This is a genomic window from Ruminococcus sp. 8Y-12 (assembly GCF_058119865.1).
Genome location: NZ_CM176623.1, coordinates 2,125,307 through 2,139,339 on the forward strand (window position 1 = coordinate 2,125,307; position 14,033 = coordinate 2,139,339).

Genomic DNA, 14,033 nt, shown 5'->3' on the forward strand with positions numbered 1-14,033 from the left:
TAAGAAGCAAAGGTCAGTCCAGGGAGTTCTTCCTGGGCAGCAAAGCAACGACTCCCAGCATCAGGATAGGAAAAAGCAGGGCAAAGAGCACAGCCGCCCAGAGCCAGTAGGGGGCTTGAGGACAGGGCAGCGGTCAGGTAGCTGGCCACGCACAGTACACTGCTTATCACAATGAATTTTTTTAGATTTATCCGGGCTCCGTATTTTTCAAAAAAAGTCCGCGACAGGCCCATCAGGATGGCAAAAGCACACGGGCCCAACAGATCCCCTGCGGTCTTGGATACCTGGAGGGCTGATTCTGCGAAAAAAGATGCCCATTGGGAAATGGCCTGTTCCGACGCTCCTGAACAGATCATCAATAGAAGAAACATCCAGAAAAGCTTCATGGAAAAAAGCTGGCTAACGGCAATGGGTTTATGTCCTTCCCCGATGGTGTTAAGGGGTACTTTGGCGAAGAGCAGAGCGTTGCACAGCGGAATGATGGCCCAAAGTGAAGCCAGAATGCGCCAGCCGGAGATTCCAACTGTAACAAAAAAGAGGAGTGGAGCATATATGCGCGCCTACCACACAGATACGGTAGCCGATTTTGTCCAGAGAAATGGCAAACTCTGTCTGGAAGGTCAGAAAAAGCAGCGGAGCCAGATTGTTGATGCACTTGTTTCAAATTGCACTTTTGTAGTACATGTGGTAAGATTATAGCATTCACACGTCAAATTGCATACGGTAAATTGGGGATTGGGGGAAGAAGAATGAAGGTTTTGGATCTGCACTGCGATACCATTTCAAGGCTGCATCGCTCGGAGGGGTGCCAAAGAGGTGACAGTCTAAGAAAAAATGCCATTCACGTTGACTTGGAAAAGATGGCCCGGGGGGACTATCTGCTTCAGAATTTTGCACTGTTTGTGTGCATGGAGGAGGTTGAGAACCCCTTTGAGAGCGCAATGGAGATGACTGACCGGTACTATGAAGAACTGAAAAAGAATCAGGATCTGATTGCACCGGCGTTTCGCTTTCAGGATATTGTGGACCACCAGGCTGAAGGGAGGATGAGCAGTCTTCTGACACTGGAGGAAGGGGGAATCCTGAAGGGAAAGATTGAGTTTCTGCGGATTTTTTACCGGCTTGGGGTGCGCATGATCACCCTGACCTGGAATTATGAGAATGGGATTGGTGCCCCCAATATTGTCTTTGACGAGAACAAGATTCCTCAGTTTTCCAGGAGAAATGAGAAGGGCCTGACCGATTTCGGCATTGATCTGGTGCAAGCAATGGAGGGCCTTGGAATGATTGTGGATGTATCCCACCTCTCAGACGGGGGCTTCTGGGATGTGGTAAAGTACACTGAAAAACCTTTTGTGGCCAGCCACTCTAATGCAGCGGCTGTATGCAATGTGTGCAGGAATCTGACGGATGACATGATCCGAGCTTTGGCTGACAGGGGTGGAGTGATGGGATTGAATTTCTGCGGAAGCTTTCTTGTACCCGGAGCTGAGAAAAATCCCATGGAGAACCGTATAGGTTCCATCGCACATATGGTACGCCATCTAAAGCACATCCGAAATGTGGGCGGTATTGAGGTCTGTGCCCTTGGCACGGACTTTGACGGAATTCCGGGGAACCCTCAGATAGAGAATGCCTCGATGATGCCCCGGTTGGCTGAAGCCCTGGAACAGGAGGGATTCACTGCCGGGGAGATTGAAAAGATTTTCTATAAAAATGCACTCCGGGTTTATCAGGAGCTCTTATAGAATAACCAGAGGATGAATGGCAAGAATAGGAACAGGAGACTATGATAAAAAAGGAAATACCATATTTTGATCTGGAGAAAATAAGCAATTCAGGGCAGTGTTTTCGCCTTGCGAGGCGGGGAGAGGAAAGATTTGCACTGACTGCCATGGGCAGATACCTGGAGATGGAGCAAAGAGGGGCAGAGGTCTGCTTTTACTGTGACAGAAAAGAGTTTGAAGATATATGGGAGACCTATTTTGATTTGAGGGCTGACTATAAGAAAATAGAGAACTGCGTAGACCCGGATGATGCATATTTAAGCCGGGCAGTGCAGTGTGCCAGCGGCGTGAGAATTCTGCGCCAGGAACTGTGGGAAACAGTGGTCAGTTTTATCATTTCACAGCAAAACCATATTCCAAGGATAAGAAAGTGCGTGGAAACCCTCTGCCGCAGTTATGGGGAACCGAGGGTAAACCTTTGGGGAGAGACGTACTTCGCCTTTCCGGGCCCTGAGAGACTGGCCGCAGTGTCTGAGGAGGAGCTTCGCAGGTGTAACCTGGGTTACCGGGCAAAATACATACGCAAAAGTGCAGAGATGGCTGTGACAGGGGTAGTGGACCTTAAGCGGATCGCAGGCTTAGAGTACAGCGCAGCAAAGGCAGAGCTGATGAAACTTTGCGGGGTGGGGATCAAAGTGGCAGAGTGTATCTGCTTGTTTGCACTTCACCATATTGAAGCGTTTCCGGTGGATACCCATATTCAGGATATGTTGCGGGAGAACTATCCGGATGGTTTTCCTTTTGAGCGATACCAGGGAATTGCCGGTGTGATGCAGCAGTACGCTTTTTACTATGAGCTGTGGGGAGAAAAAGAGATCCTACAGGAGAGGAGGACATCGTAGTGGAATTTATAGAGATGGCGCTGGAACAGATTGTCAGCATAGCTATTCTGATATTTGAGTTCATCGGAGTGGGAATCATCATTTATTCCGGACTAGTGGGTGTCTATAAATACGTGAGACGCCATCCGGATACCAAGATTACCCTGGCGAAAGGTCTGGCAATGGGCCTGGAGTTTAAACTGGGCAGTGAAATTCTGCGAACAGTAGTGGTCAGAGAGTGGAAAGAGATCAGCATTGTGGCAGGAATCATTGCCCTGCGTGCAGCGCTCACCTTTCTGATCCATTGGGAGATCAAGGAGGAAGAGAAGGGAATTGAGATGGAATAGTATAAAAGATCTGCCGCTGGTTAGCCAGCGGCAGATTTTGTTTTAGGTTTTGGATGGAGAGAGATACTGCGTCCGAGTATCAGAATCTCATGGGCAATCAATGGCATAGCAGCCAAGAAAATCAATCTTCCCCACTCCATCCAGGAGAGATGGCAGGTGCCGAATGCCTGTATAAAATATGGAACCTCAGTCACCAGAAGCTGAAGCATAAGTCCAATGGCAAAGGCTGCGATCATCAGCTTGTTGGAGAGATGATTCATGCGGAAGAAAGAGGTTTCTACATCCCGCATGCCAATAGCGTGAAATAGCTGGGAGATGCCCAGCACCGTAAATGCATAGGTCTGGGAACGGGCCAGCAGCTCAGGCTGTGTCAAGAGGGTCTTCAGTGCAGTCAGTGAAACAGGCACCTGCTCTGCGTGCAGAATACTCACTGGCAGCATCAGAAAGGCGGAGGTACTTATAAAAGCAATGAGAAATCCATAAAGCAGCGTGCATTCCAATCCACCGCCTGCAAAAAGGCTTTCATTTTTTGGGCGGGGAGGACGGTTCATAAAATGCTGTGAGTTGCAGATATCCACACCCAGAGCCAGAGCCGGAAGAGAGTCGGTAATCAGGTTGATCCACAGGATATGGCTGGGTTTTAAGGGGGAGGAGAGGCCCAGGATGATGGCTGCCAGCATGGTGATAATCTCCCCGAAATTGGAGGAGAGCAGGAAGAGAACAGATTTTTTGATATTCTCATAAATGCTGCGTCCTTCCGCAATGGCCTTTCCTATGGTGGCAAAGTTGTCATCGGTCAGGATAATATCAGCGGCATTCTTTGCTACATCTGTTCCAGTGATTCCCATGGCGATTCCCACGTCCGCCGTCTTTAGAGAAGGTGCGTCATTGACACCATCCCCGGTCATTGCCACAATCTGACCCGAAGACTTCAGAGCTGTTACAATCCGGACCTTGTGTTCCGGAGATACGTGAGCATACACATTTGTTACGGCTGCTGCCTGGGGCAGCTGGGAATCTGACAAGGTCTCCAGCTCATCTCCTGTCATGCAGTCCGAGCGCCTGGTTGCGATTCCGAGTTCCCTTGCTATGGCAAAAGCGGTATCTATACGGTCTCCAGTGATCATAACAGTGCGCACACCTGCGTTTTTAAAGTCCTGAACTGCTTTCAGGGCCTCGGGACGGATGGGGTCTTTCATGCCGGCCAGCCCCACAAAGACCAGATTTTCCTCTGAGGGAGTCTTGTCCCCCAGTTTCATCCCCAGAGCCAAGACACGCAAAGCTTTGGAGGAGAGGGTATCCAGCATTTGCTGCACTTTCTTTCTGTGTACATCCGTCATAGGGATGGGTGAGCCCCCTGATAGAATATATTTGGAGCGTTTGAGGATGTCATCCGGGGACCCCTTAGTGTAGGATACATAGGATGCCCCCCGGCGATGCAGTGTGGTCATCATCTTGCGGTCCGAGCTGAAGGCAATCTCACTCTTTCTGGGCTGGGTGCGTTCCAGCTCCTGCCGGAATAGCCGATAGCCGGCAGCCAGGTCTAGAAGAGCCAGCTCCGTGGGATCTCCCACCCGGGTATCATCTGAAAGAACCGCGTCGTTGCAAAGGGCAAAGCCCTCCAGAAAATACCGGTTTTTATCGGGATTTAAGGAGTCAGCGTCATAGAGACTTCCCTCCGTATAGCAGAGGGTGACAGACATTTTATTCTGTGTAAGGGTTCCGGTCTTGTCCGAGCAGACCACACTGACGGACCCCAGGGTTTCCACACTGGGAAGGCGTTTTACAATGGTATGGACCTTTACCATACGGGATACACTGAGGGCCAGCACCATAGTTACCACAGCGGGAAGTCCCTCAGGCACAGCGGCTACAGCCAGGGAGATGGCGGTGATCAGCATTTCCAGTATGTCTCTCTTCTGAAGGACTGCAATCAGAAAGAGCAGCAGACAAAGTACGATGGAAACAATGCTTAAAAGTTTTCCCAAGTCCCCCAGCCTTTTCTGAAGCGGCGTAGTTTCCGCAGTGCTGTTGTTGATCATGCGTGCAATCTTACCGATCTCCGTGTCCATACCTATGGCGGTCACCACGCCCTCTCCGCGGCCATAGGTGACATTGGTGGTCATGTAGGCTTTATTCTGGTGGTGTACATCCTTTTCCACAGGAAGGGATTCTCCTGTAAGGGCAGACTCCTCTATCTTTAGGCTGTTTACAGATGTAAGCTTCAGGTCAGCAGGTACCTGACGTCCCGCATCCAGGCATACTACATCCCCCACAATCAGGTCTTTTGCAGGAATTTCCACGGGTACGCCGTTCCTCATGACCAGGGCAGTGGGGCTTGTCAGCTGTTTGAGCGCTTCCAGTGCCTTTTGAGCCTTGCCCTCCTGAATCACCCCGACTATGGCATTGACCATAATAACTGCAAGGATAATCGCGGTGTCGCTGAATTCACCCAGCAGCATGGAGATGGCTGCAGCCACAAAGAGCACAAAGATCAGGGGATCATTGAGTTGTTCCAAGAAAGACTGCACAGGCGTCTTTGGTTTTGCTTCCTCCAGGACATTGCGGCCCCGAGGCTTCTCGTTGGGCGGGGTATTTGCTTCTTTTATCATACTTGTCCCTCCTTCGGTTAAGAAAATATATGCTGCAGTGAGAAAAATATGAACAAATCTCATCTTGAGAAAATTTCCAAAATGTAGTAGACTGGGAAGGATGAAAAAATAGGGGAGGCTTGTATGAGCAGAAAAGTTATTTTGTACATTGCGGTAAGCCTGGATGGGTATATTGCAGACAGTGAAGGTAACATCGACTGGCTGGGGGGCCAGGATGAGGGGTACGAGACAGATTATGGCTATGAGGAATTTATCACAGGGGTTGATACCATTCTCATGGGGAAAAATACTTACCGGCAGGTGTCAACAGAGCTGTCGCCGCAGGTCTGGCCTTATTCGGGAAGAAAGACCTATGTATTTACACACCAGCAGGAACAGGACAGACCAGACATACAATTTACCGGGGAGGACCCTCAGGAATTGGTTTGGCGCCTGAAAGCAGGGAGCGGAAAGAATATATGGGTGTGCGGGGGATCGGATCTTGCGAATCAGCTGATGGCAGCCGATGTCATTGATGAGTTTCACCTCACAATCATGCCGGTTATATTAGGCGGAGGTCTTCCGCTATTTGCCCGGAACCATCCGAGGCTAAAGCTGAAGGTGGAGCAGGTACAGGAGATAAACGGAGTAATCGATATTGTGTACTCAAAATACTGATATGAATGTATACAGCCGGGAATGCGTTTGCATATCCCGGCTGTTGTGCAATTGCCGCAAATATCGGATGGAAATTCAGGCAATTATTTTGTGGTTTTACTTACTTAGTTTGCAGGAAATGTATGCGGCAGGCTGGAGCAAAAATCCGCGCATAGGCGGTCAAAGGCGCAAACTTTATAGACCAGCGTAATCCTCCGCTGCAAAGGGAATCTCAAAGGTTTTTACAGCCTCCTCTAAGTTCCGGATATCCCTGGGACCGTACAGAGGAAGGCAGGCAAAAGCCTGCTGTGTGAAAAAGCCCAGAACTACCTGAGTGACTGTGGCAGAGTATTTTTCCATCAGATTTTTCAAATGTTCTGCGGTGCGAAGATTGCCTTCTGTATAGTAGGGCGAGCCTTTAACAGATTCCGGACCCTTTGCAATATAGTTGTGGAAGAACCCATTGCATATGCCCATGTATGGCATTGCCAGATTTTGTGGGCGGCTGCAGTGGTATTCCTGCATGGGTACGTCCAGATATCCCATGGTGTCATCCTCCAGGGGATTCATGTAGCGGTAGCCCACATTGTAGAGCACTTGATTTGCGGCAAATCCACGGTACCCCATGCGTTTGCAGTATGTATCTGCCCTCAAAACCCTGTCCAGACTCCAGTTGGAACAGCCATAGTAGCGGATTTTTCCGGCCTTTACAAAGGTTTCCATGGTTTCAATGAGCTCCTCTGCGGGGATATTCTCATCATCCCTGTGATAAAAATACAGGTCTATATAGTCTGTCCTCAGAGTTTTCAGAGACAGATCCAGATCGTGTGTCATATCCTCATGAGATACCCTGTTTTTATGCAGGTCCGGAGCTGGAACGCACATATCTGGATGGCCGCCTTTTGTAATGAGGATGGCTTGGCTGCGTTTTTTACTTCGGGACAGCCAGTCCCCGATGACGCGTTCACTGCGCCCCACTTCAGGCGGAACCCAGTCTGAGTACACTCTGGCTGTGTCAAACACATTGCCGCCCATATCTAAAAAGGCGTCAAACAGGCGGTCCGCGTCAGGGCCATCCCATTTCAGGCCAGCACTAGCGCAGCCCAATCCCAGGGGAGAAAGGGAGAGATCGGTTTCTTTTATGAGTATATTTCTGGTCATTTTTAATCTCCTTTTATGTTATTGATCCTATTCTAGCATATGTGGGAAAATCCGTAAATCTGGAATCAAAAATATGAGGAAAACTGCGAAAAAAGAACAGGAGCAGTGGCAGCATTATTATGCGGCGGCTGTTCCTGTATAAAAATCAGCTATTCCCGAAATTCAAAAAAGTATTTTATGGGTACATCCAGAGCATCCGCGATATCCATGAGCTTATCCAGTGAAATGGACGTGGGCATGTTTGGCGCTTCCAGCGTACTTATGTGTGTACGGCTTAAATTGACGGATTCTGCTAATTGTAGTTGAGTTATTCCACGCAGCTTTCTGTAGTAAGCGATGGTCAAACCCAGCTGTCTGTATTGATTAATTCGCTTGTTATTCACGGCATCCCCTCCTTCTTTTGAATAGTGTAGCCTTTTGCAATGCAAAACGAAACAATGTACAGCTTAACATTTGCCAAGTTTCATGTTGCAAATGACATGAAGATGTGTTATAATACAAAATGAAAATTGGCAGAATTACAGATGGAATCTATACTTTTTAAATCTGGCATACTCCAGAAACTCTTTCTGCTCAGAATCAGGGAGTGTGCGGTATATGGAGAGCAACTCCTGTTCTCTTCCCACGGAATGTGCCAATTCATTTTCTGCTTTGGAGGCAGAAGGAGTGAAGTCCGGATTGATAAGCAGGTCGTCCAGCGTCACATTATAAAAGTCAGCAAAAGCAACGATCAGTTCTAAGGTTGGAGTTCGCTTTCCTAGCTCATAGTTTGAGTAAGTGGGACGTTCTATATTCAATTTGCTGCTGACATATTCCTGGGTATAGTTGTGGAAATCGCGCAACGCTTTTAAGTGTTGCGCTAAAAGTAATATTGCCATAGACACCTCCCGCGAATTGCAAATATTATAGCAATCTCACGAATAAATATCTTTAAATGCAACAAAATGAAACATAAAAATAGATTTTATGGGAAAATATCAGCGAAACGTTATCGGAGTGAAACGGTGGTTAGTACTCCGGGTATAGACGATGTGCTGGATAGAAGTTTTGAGCAGATCAGAGAATTAGAAAGCGGGAACGCTGTAGAACAGTGTTCCCACTTTTGCAATATAGATGTTCTGAATCAGAGCTCCATTTGACTTAAGTAACTGTTGTGATACCTGCCGGAAAAGGTGACATCCTCTCCAAACCAGCTGGGAGGAGTAAAGGCATTTGCCTGTTCCTCTGTGTCAAACTCCACTTCAGCGAGTACGAGGGGAGCAAACGGCGGCAGAAAGACATCCAGTTCTATTTTAAGATTACTTTCTAAAGGAATGAGATAACGCTTTTTTGCGATCAGATTTCCGTCTGCTTTTTCTTTTAAGTGCTGATAGGCATTGGCAGTGAGCGGAAGATTGTATTCCTCTCTGACCATCATTCCCGCTGATTTATAGGTGAGTATATAGGAGTCGTCCTGTCTGCGGATGCGTACTACCGGTTCTGTGCACAGGTATCCCTGTTCAATGAGGACAAAGGGATAGCTCTCCAGGTCTGCCGGTAGAGTGGGAACCAGGTATTTTCGTTCAATTTCCATAAGAATCTCCTTTGTAAATGATATTGTAACGCAAATGTTTTTGCAACTATTCAACAATCTGCGCATTTACTGAACAGTAACATTATGCATTTAATTGTACAACATATTACTGAGAAAGGGGTAGAAAGTTTTGGATATCTCTGCTAGAATGGGTAAAAGGAAATAGCAGAGTAACAAGAAGAGAGTAGGAGGAATATTTATGGCGGCTGTGTATGTGTTTCTGGCAGAAGGATTTGAGGAAATTGAGGGTCTTACCGTGGTGGATTTGCTGCGCAGAGCAGGGATTGAAGTGAAAATGATCGGTATTGACAACAGAGAATATGTAACTGGTTCCCACGGCATATGCGTAAAGACAGACGGGAAAATAACAGATTTTGATTTCAAGAGCGCAGAGGCTCTGGTACTTCCGGGCGGGATGCCTGGGACAAAGCATCTGGGAGAGTGTGAGGCTCTGAAAAGGATATTACTGATGGCGGACGCGGCCCAAAGCCGTATCGGGGCAATCTGTGCAGCGCCCAGCGTACTGGGGGAACTGGGTATTTTGGAGGGAAGGCATGCAGTGTGCTATCCTGGATTTGAGGAGAAACTAAAGGGCGCCTCCGTGGGAATGGAACCGGTGGCCGTGGATGGACATATTACTACCAGCAGAGGAATGGGGACTGCCATAGATTTTGGACTGGCTCTGATCGCTCAGATATCAGGGGAGAGCGAGGCCAGGCGTGTTGGAAAAGGGATTATGTACCTTGAAGAGGAGCAGGTGATATAATGTGGCAGAGATATGAATTGAAAAACCGGGCAAAGGACATGATCAGAAAATGTTATTTGTCTGCTGTGATCGTCTGCCTGATATCCAGCATTTTTTCAGGAGAATTTTCGGGAAGTGTGGGACGCGGGGAAGACAGATCTATAAAGAGTACCTATGAGTCCTCTATTGATACAGCCAAGGAGGCCATTCACGGAGAGATAGAGGCCAGGGATGTGGTAGAACAGATTAAAAACTCTCTGCTGGTCGGATTTCTTCCTATTATGATAGGGGTTGGTATTTTTCTGGCTCTTTTGGGGATTGTCGTCTCCATTTTTATCGGCGGCCCCATACTTGTGGGCTCCAAACGTTTCTTTATGTGTAATCGGGAGACAAGAGGAAGCTTGTGGATGATACTCTTTGCTTTTCGAAGCAGCCATATATGGAACGTAATTTTGGTCATGTTTTTGAGAGGGCTGAAGACCTTCCTCTGGGGATTGCTGCTTGTGATTCCAGGAATTATCAAGAGCTATGAGTACCGGATGATTCCCTATATTCTATCGGAGAATCCTGGAATGGATACAAAGAGAGCCTTTCAGCTCAGCGCAGAGATGATGTACGGGCAGAAGTGGAATGCTTTTGTACTGGATTTGTCCTTTATACTCTGGCTTATCCTGGGCGCGATCACCTGCGGACTGGTGAATGTGTTTTTTGTGCACCCCTACATGGCTGCCACAAATGCGGAACTCTATGGAGTGCTCCGCGAGGACGGACTGCGCAGGGGTATCTCCAATACCTATGAACTGCCAGGATTTGAAACAGAAAGCAAATAATCAAGCTTAAACCCGCAAAAAAGGGGTGGCTTTTTAGAAAAGCTTGTGCTATACTATTAAAATGACTGCAAGTATGGATAAGTTTAAGCACTTTCTATATAAGAATCAAGGAGGAAATGTAGAACAATGAGTTTACAGGTAGAAAAACTGGAAAAGAACATGGCGAAGCTGACGATAGAAGCTTCTGCTGAAGAGTTAGAGGCAGCAATTCAGAAAGCTTATTTAAAAAACAGAAATAAAATCACACTTCCGGGATTCCGTAAAGGAAAAGCACCCCGAAAAATGATTGAAAAAATGTACGGAGAAGGCGTATTTTACGAGGATGCAGCCAATGCTCTGATTCCCGAGGCCTATGCCAAGGAGGTTGAGGACTGTGATCTGGAGATTGTTTCACAGCCGGATATTGATGTGGTTCAGATTGAGTCAGGCAAACCGTTTATCTTTACCGCTGAGGTGGCTCTGAAACCGGAGGTTACACTGGGTGAGTACAAGGGCGTTGAGGTAGAAAAACAGAGCGTGGAAGTGACGGAAGAAGAGATCCAGGCTGAGGTGGACAAAGAGCGAGAGAACAACGCCAGAGTGATTGATGTGGATGACAGGGCAGTTGAGAGCGGCGACATGATCAAACTGGATTTCGAGGGATTTGTGGACGGTGAGGCGTTTGAGGGCGGCAAGGCTGAGAACTATGACCTGACCATCGGTTCCGGAAGCTTTATTCCGGGATTTGAAGATCAGCTGGTGGGAGCTCAGCTTGGCGCAGATATGGAAGTGAATGTTACCTTCCCTGAGGATTACAACGCAAAAGAGCTGGCCGGGAAAGCTGCTGTATTTAAATGCAAGGTCAATGAGATCAAGGTAAAGGAGCTTCCTGAGGCAGATGATGATTTTGCAAAGGATGTATCTGAATTTGACACATTGGATGAATACAAAGAGGACATCAGGAAGAATTTGACAGAGAGCAAGGAAAAGGAAGCAAAGACTGCAAAAGAGAATGCAGTGGTAGATAAGATCGTGGAGAATGCTTCAATGGAAATTCCAGATCCTATGATCGACAACCAGGTGAGAAATATGGGGGAGGACTTTGCCAGAAGAATGCAGTCCCAGGGCTTATCCATGGAGCAGTATTTCCAGTTTACCGGAATGACAGCAGATAAACTCTTTGAGCAGATGAAGCCGGAAGCGGTAAAACGCATTCAGAACAGCCTTGTACTGGAGGCAATCGCAGAGGCTGAGGATATCCAGATCAGCGATGAGCGCCTGGAAGAGGAGCTGACCAAAATGGCAGAGGCCTATAAGATGGAGCTGGACAAGCTGAAAGAACTTATGGGAGATTATGAGAAAGGCCAGATGAAGAAAGACCTTGCGATTCAGGAAGCTGTAAAGCTGGTGACTGAGGCAGCAAAGGAAGTATAATTACAAAACGGACTTTTTGAATGAAATAAATATCTGAAAATTGTATTGTATCGCAGAACAGAGAGGAGAGTCGTCATGAGCTTAGTACCTTACGTCATTGAGCAGACCAGCCGCGGTGAGAGATCCTACGACATATACTCAAGATTATTGAAGGACAGAATCATCTTTTTGGGTGAGGAGGTAAACGATGTCACTGCCAACTTGATTATTGCGCAGATGCTGTTTCTGGAATCGGAAGATCCCGGAAAGGATATTCATCTGTACATTAACAGTCCCGGAGGGTCTGTATCGGCAGGATGGGCCATCTATGACACCATGCATTATATTAAGTGTGATGTGTCCACCATCTGCATGGGTATGGCAGCCAGCATGGGGGCTTTTCTGCTGGCAGGCGGCACAAAAGGAAAACGTTTTGCCCTGCCGAATGCAGAGATTATGATTCACCAGCCCTCAGGAGGGGCCAAGGGACAGGCCACAGAGATTAAGATTGTGGCGGACATGATCTTAAAGTCCAGAAAGAAACTGAACGAGCACCTGGCTGCAAACACGGGACAGCCTCTTGAGGTGATTGAGAGAGATACAGAGAGAGATAATTACATGAGCGCGGAGGAGGCAAAAGAGTACGGCCTCATCGACAGTATATTATCCCAACATTAAGAAACCTAAGATAAGACTCCTGCTCCTAGAGTGGGAGTCTTAATGTGGTTTACACGGGTAGCAGCTGCAGGAAAGCAGCGTAGCGGATGGCGTAAAATCCGCATAACACGGAGATAATCGTAATTTATGTTGTGAGGTGGAAGAAATGGCAGGGAAAAGTGGAGAACAGAAAGTAAGATGTTCTTTTTGTAATAAATCAGAGGATCAGGTCCGCAAACTGATTGCAGGTCCTGATGGGGTCTATATCTGCGATGAGTGTATTGAGATATGCTCAGAGATCGTGGAGGAGGAACTGGAAGACGAGTATGGCATGGACACGGAGGATACCATAAACCTCCTCAAGCCAGAGGAGATCAAGACGTTTCTGGATGAGTATGTAATCGGACAGGATGAGGCGAAAAAGGCACTGTCTGTGGCGGTTTACAATCACTACAAGCGTATCACCGCCGGCAGGAATCTGGGCGTGGAGCTTCAGAAGAGCAATATTCTGATGCTGGGCCCCACAGGAAGTGGAAAGACCCTGCTGGCGCAGACATTGGCGCGGCTTCTGAACGTGCCATTTGCCATTGCGGATGCCACTGCGCTCACGGAAGCAGGCTATGTGGGGGAGGATGTGGAAAATATTCTTCTGAAGATTATCCAGGCCGCTGACTATGACATCAAGCGTGCAGAGTATGGCATCATCTATATTGATGAGATTGATAAGATTACCAGAAAGTCTGAGAACGCATCCATCACCAGGGATGTATCCGGTGAGGGTGTACAGCAGGCGCTTCTGAAAATTCTGGAGGGTACAGTGGCTTCCGTGCCGCCTCAGGGAGGCAGAAAGCATCCCCACCAGGAGCTGCTGCAGATCGATACCACAAATATCCTGTTTATCTGTGGGGGAGCCTTTGAGGGCATGGATAAGATTATTGAGACACGTATGGACACCAAGGCTATTGGCTTTAATGCCAATATTGAGGAGAAGAAGGAGCACAATGTGGGAGAGATACTGAAACATGTGCTTCCCCAGGACTTCGTTAAATTTGGTATGATTCCGGAAATCATCGGACGTGTTCCGGTGGTAGTATCCCTGGATGCTCTGGATAAGGAGACGCTTATGCGTATCCTTCAGGAACCGAAAAACTCTATAATCAAGCAGTACAAGAAGCTGTTTGAGCTGGATGGAGTGGATCTGGAGTTTGACAAGGAAGCCATTGAGGCTGTGGCAGAAAAATCCTTGGCGCGAAAGACAGGAGCCAGGGGACTTCGTGCCATTTTGGAGAAATCCATGATGGATTTGATGTACACCATACCCTCAGATGAGACTATTGAAAGCTGTGTTGTGACTAGGGAGACCATTGAAGGAAAAGGTGCGCCAAAGCTGTCACGAAGGGAGAGTCTTCCGGTACGCACAAGAGGAAAAAAAACGTTGAGAGCAGTGGAAGAAACTGCATAAGAGGTACGGA

The 14,033-nt window shown here is 47.7% G+C and carries 15 protein-coding genes; 10 read left to right on the top strand and 5 right to left on the bottom strand.

Annotated elements, in window-relative coordinates; all coding sequences use genetic code 11:
* Nucleotides 1-237 precede the first annotated feature (237 nt).
* The 4 genes from AC0THY_RS07795 to AC0THY_RS07810 are packed head-to-tail and all read left to right on the top strand — an operon-like array spanning nt 238 to nt 2,955.
* Nucleotides 238-699 carry a hypothetical protein gene (locus AC0THY_RS07795; RefSeq protein ID WP_489993859.1) on the top strand — a complete coding sequence of 154 codons (462 nt, stop codon included), beginning with the start codon at nt 238-240 and terminating at the stop codon, nt 697-699.
* A 50-nt stretch (nt 700-749) separates the two neighbouring features.
* The gene (locus tag AC0THY_RS07800) at nt 750-1,748 is read left to right on the top strand and encodes a dipeptidase (protein ID WP_489993860.1); all 999 of its coding nucleotides are present in this window, start codon (nt 750-752) and stop codon (nt 1,746-1,748) included.
* Between the two features lie 41 nt (nt 1,749-1,789).
* Nucleotides 1,790-2,629, top strand: coding sequence for a DNA-3-methyladenine glycosylase family protein (locus AC0THY_RS07805; protein ID WP_489993861.1), 840 nt, complete (start codon nt 1,790-1,792; stop codon nt 2,627-2,629).
* Nucleotides 2,629-2,955 (top strand): DUF1622 domain-containing protein, encoded by a 327-nt coding sequence (locus AC0THY_RS07810; RefSeq protein ID WP_489993862.1) that lies wholly within the window; start codon nt 2,629-2,631, stop codon nt 2,953-2,955. Before AC0THY_RS07805 ends, AC0THY_RS07810 begins: the two co-directional genes overlap by 1 nt.
* 20 nt (nt 2,956-2,975) lie before the next feature.
* Here AC0THY_RS07810 and AC0THY_RS07815 read toward each other — a convergent pair whose 3' ends face one another.
* Nucleotides 2,976-5,567 carry a cation-translocating P-type ATPase gene (locus tag AC0THY_RS07815; protein ID WP_489993863.1) on the bottom strand — a complete coding sequence of 864 codons (2,592 nt, stop codon included), beginning with the start codon at nt 5,565-5,567 and terminating at the stop codon, nt 2,976-2,978.
* Between the two features lie 123 nt (nt 5,568-5,690).
* Here AC0THY_RS07815 and AC0THY_RS07820 point away from each other — a divergent pair, with 123 nt between their 5' ends.
* Entirely contained in the window at nt 5,691-6,224 is a 534-nt protein-coding gene (locus AC0THY_RS07820) for a dihydrofolate reductase family protein (RefSeq protein ID WP_489993864.1), read from the top strand.
* A gap of 174 nt (nt 6,225-6,398) precedes the next feature.
* Here the strand turns inward: AC0THY_RS07820 and AC0THY_RS07825 are convergent, their stop codons facing one another.
* The 4 genes from AC0THY_RS07825 to AC0THY_RS07840 all read right to left on the bottom strand — a co-directional run bounded on the left by AC0THY_RS07825 (nt 6,399) and on the right by AC0THY_RS07840 (nt 8,937).
* A complete protein-coding gene (locus AC0THY_RS07825; RefSeq protein WP_489993865.1) occupies nt 6,399-7,364 on the bottom strand; it encodes an aldo/keto reductase in 966 nt (321 codons plus the stop codon).
* 149 nt (nt 7,365-7,513) lie between these two features.
* On the bottom strand, nt 7,514-7,747 hold the full coding sequence (locus AC0THY_RS07830) for a helix-turn-helix domain-containing protein (protein WP_489993866.1): 234 nt from the start codon (nt 7,745-7,747) through the stop codon (nt 7,514-7,516).
* A 135-nt stretch (nt 7,748-7,882) separates the two neighbouring features.
* Nucleotides 7,883-8,242, bottom strand: coding sequence for a helix-turn-helix domain-containing protein (locus tag AC0THY_RS07835; RefSeq protein WP_489993867.1), 360 nt, complete (start codon nt 8,240-8,242; stop codon nt 7,883-7,885).
* A gap of 245 nt (nt 8,243-8,487) precedes the next feature.
* Nucleotides 8,488-8,937: a CYTH domain-containing protein gene (locus AC0THY_RS07840; protein WP_489993868.1), complete on the bottom strand. Its 450-nt coding sequence runs from the start codon at nt 8,935-8,937 to the stop codon at nt 8,488-8,490.
* 199 nt (nt 8,938-9,136) lie between these two features.
* On the opposite strand from AC0THY_RS07840, the gene AC0THY_RS07845 reads away from it, so the two are divergent.
* From AC0THY_RS07845 to clpX, 5 genes are all read left to right on the top strand, one after another.
* Nucleotides 9,137-9,703, top strand: coding sequence for a DJ-1 family glyoxalase III (locus AC0THY_RS07845; protein WP_489993869.1), 567 nt, complete (start codon nt 9,137-9,139; stop codon nt 9,701-9,703).
* On the top strand, nt 9,703-10,512 hold the full coding sequence (locus tag AC0THY_RS07850; RefSeq protein ID WP_489993870.1) for a DUF975 family protein: 810 nt from the start codon (nt 9,703-9,705) through the stop codon (nt 10,510-10,512). The genes AC0THY_RS07845 and AC0THY_RS07850 overlap by 1 nt, the downstream gene beginning before the upstream one ends.
* A 126-nt stretch (nt 10,513-10,638) precedes the next feature.
* Entirely contained in the window at nt 10,639-11,925 is a 1,287-nt protein-coding gene (gene tig, locus AC0THY_RS07855; protein WP_489993871.1) for a trigger factor, read from the top strand.
* Between the two features lie 75 nt (nt 11,926-12,000).
* Nucleotides 12,001-12,582, top strand: coding sequence for an ATP-dependent Clp endopeptidase proteolytic subunit ClpP (gene clpP, locus AC0THY_RS07860; protein ID WP_489993872.1), 582 nt, complete (start codon nt 12,001-12,003; stop codon nt 12,580-12,582).
* A 145-nt stretch (nt 12,583-12,727) separates the two neighbouring features.
* Nucleotides 12,728-14,023 carry an ATP-dependent Clp protease ATP-binding subunit ClpX gene (gene clpX, locus AC0THY_RS07865; protein ID WP_489993873.1) on the top strand — a complete coding sequence of 432 codons (1,296 nt, stop codon included), beginning with the start codon at nt 12,728-12,730 and terminating at the stop codon, nt 14,021-14,023.
* The last annotated feature ends 10 nt before the right edge of the window (nt 14,024-14,033 follow it).

What these genes read in the sequence shown, in the direction of transcription:
- AC0THY_RS07825 (WP_489993865.1), bottom strand. Translation starts at nt 7,364, where the DNA reads ATGACCAGAAATATACTCATAAAAGAAACCGATCTCTCCCTTTCTCCC.
- AC0THY_RS07850 (WP_489993870.1), top strand. Translation starts at nt 9,703, where the DNA reads ATGTGGCAGAGATATGAATTGAAAAACCGGGCAAAGGACATGATCAGA.
- tig (WP_489993871.1), top strand. Translation starts at nt 10,639, where the DNA reads ATGAGTTTACAGGTAGAAAAACTGGAAAAGAACATGGCGAAGCTGACG.
- AC0THY_RS07820 (WP_489993864.1), top strand. Translation starts at nt 5,691, where the DNA reads ATGAGCAGAAAAGTTATTTTGTACATTGCGGTAAGCCTGGATGGGTAT.
- AC0THY_RS07815 (WP_489993863.1), bottom strand. Translation starts at nt 5,567, where the DNA reads ATGATAAAAGAAGCAAATACCCCGCCCAACGAGAAGCCTCGGGGCCGC.
- AC0THY_RS07805 (WP_489993861.1), top strand. Translation starts at nt 1,790, where the DNA reads ATGATAAAAAAGGAAATACCATATTTTGATCTGGAGAAAATAAGCAAT.
- clpP (WP_489993872.1), top strand. Translation starts at nt 12,001, where the DNA reads ATGAGCTTAGTACCTTACGTCATTGAGCAGACCAGCCGCGGTGAGAGA.
- AC0THY_RS07800 (WP_489993860.1), top strand. Translation starts at nt 750, where the DNA reads ATGAAGGTTTTGGATCTGCACTGCGATACCATTTCAAGGCTGCATCGC.
- AC0THY_RS07840 (WP_489993868.1), bottom strand. Translation starts at nt 8,937, where the DNA reads ATGGAAATTGAACGAAAATACCTGGTTCCCACTCTACCGGCAGACCTG.
- AC0THY_RS07835 (WP_489993867.1), bottom strand. Translation starts at nt 8,242, where the DNA reads ATGGCAATATTACTTTTAGCGCAACACTTAAAAGCGTTGCGCGATTTC.
- clpX (WP_489993873.1), top strand. Translation starts at nt 12,728, where the DNA reads ATGGCAGGGAAAAGTGGAGAACAGAAAGTAAGATGTTCTTTTTGTAAT.
- AC0THY_RS07795 (WP_489993859.1), top strand. Translation starts at nt 238, where the DNA reads ATGGCAAAAGCACACGGGCCCAACAGATCCCCTGCGGTCTTGGATACC.
- AC0THY_RS07845 (WP_489993869.1), top strand. Translation starts at nt 9,137, where the DNA reads ATGGCGGCTGTGTATGTGTTTCTGGCAGAAGGATTTGAGGAAATTGAG.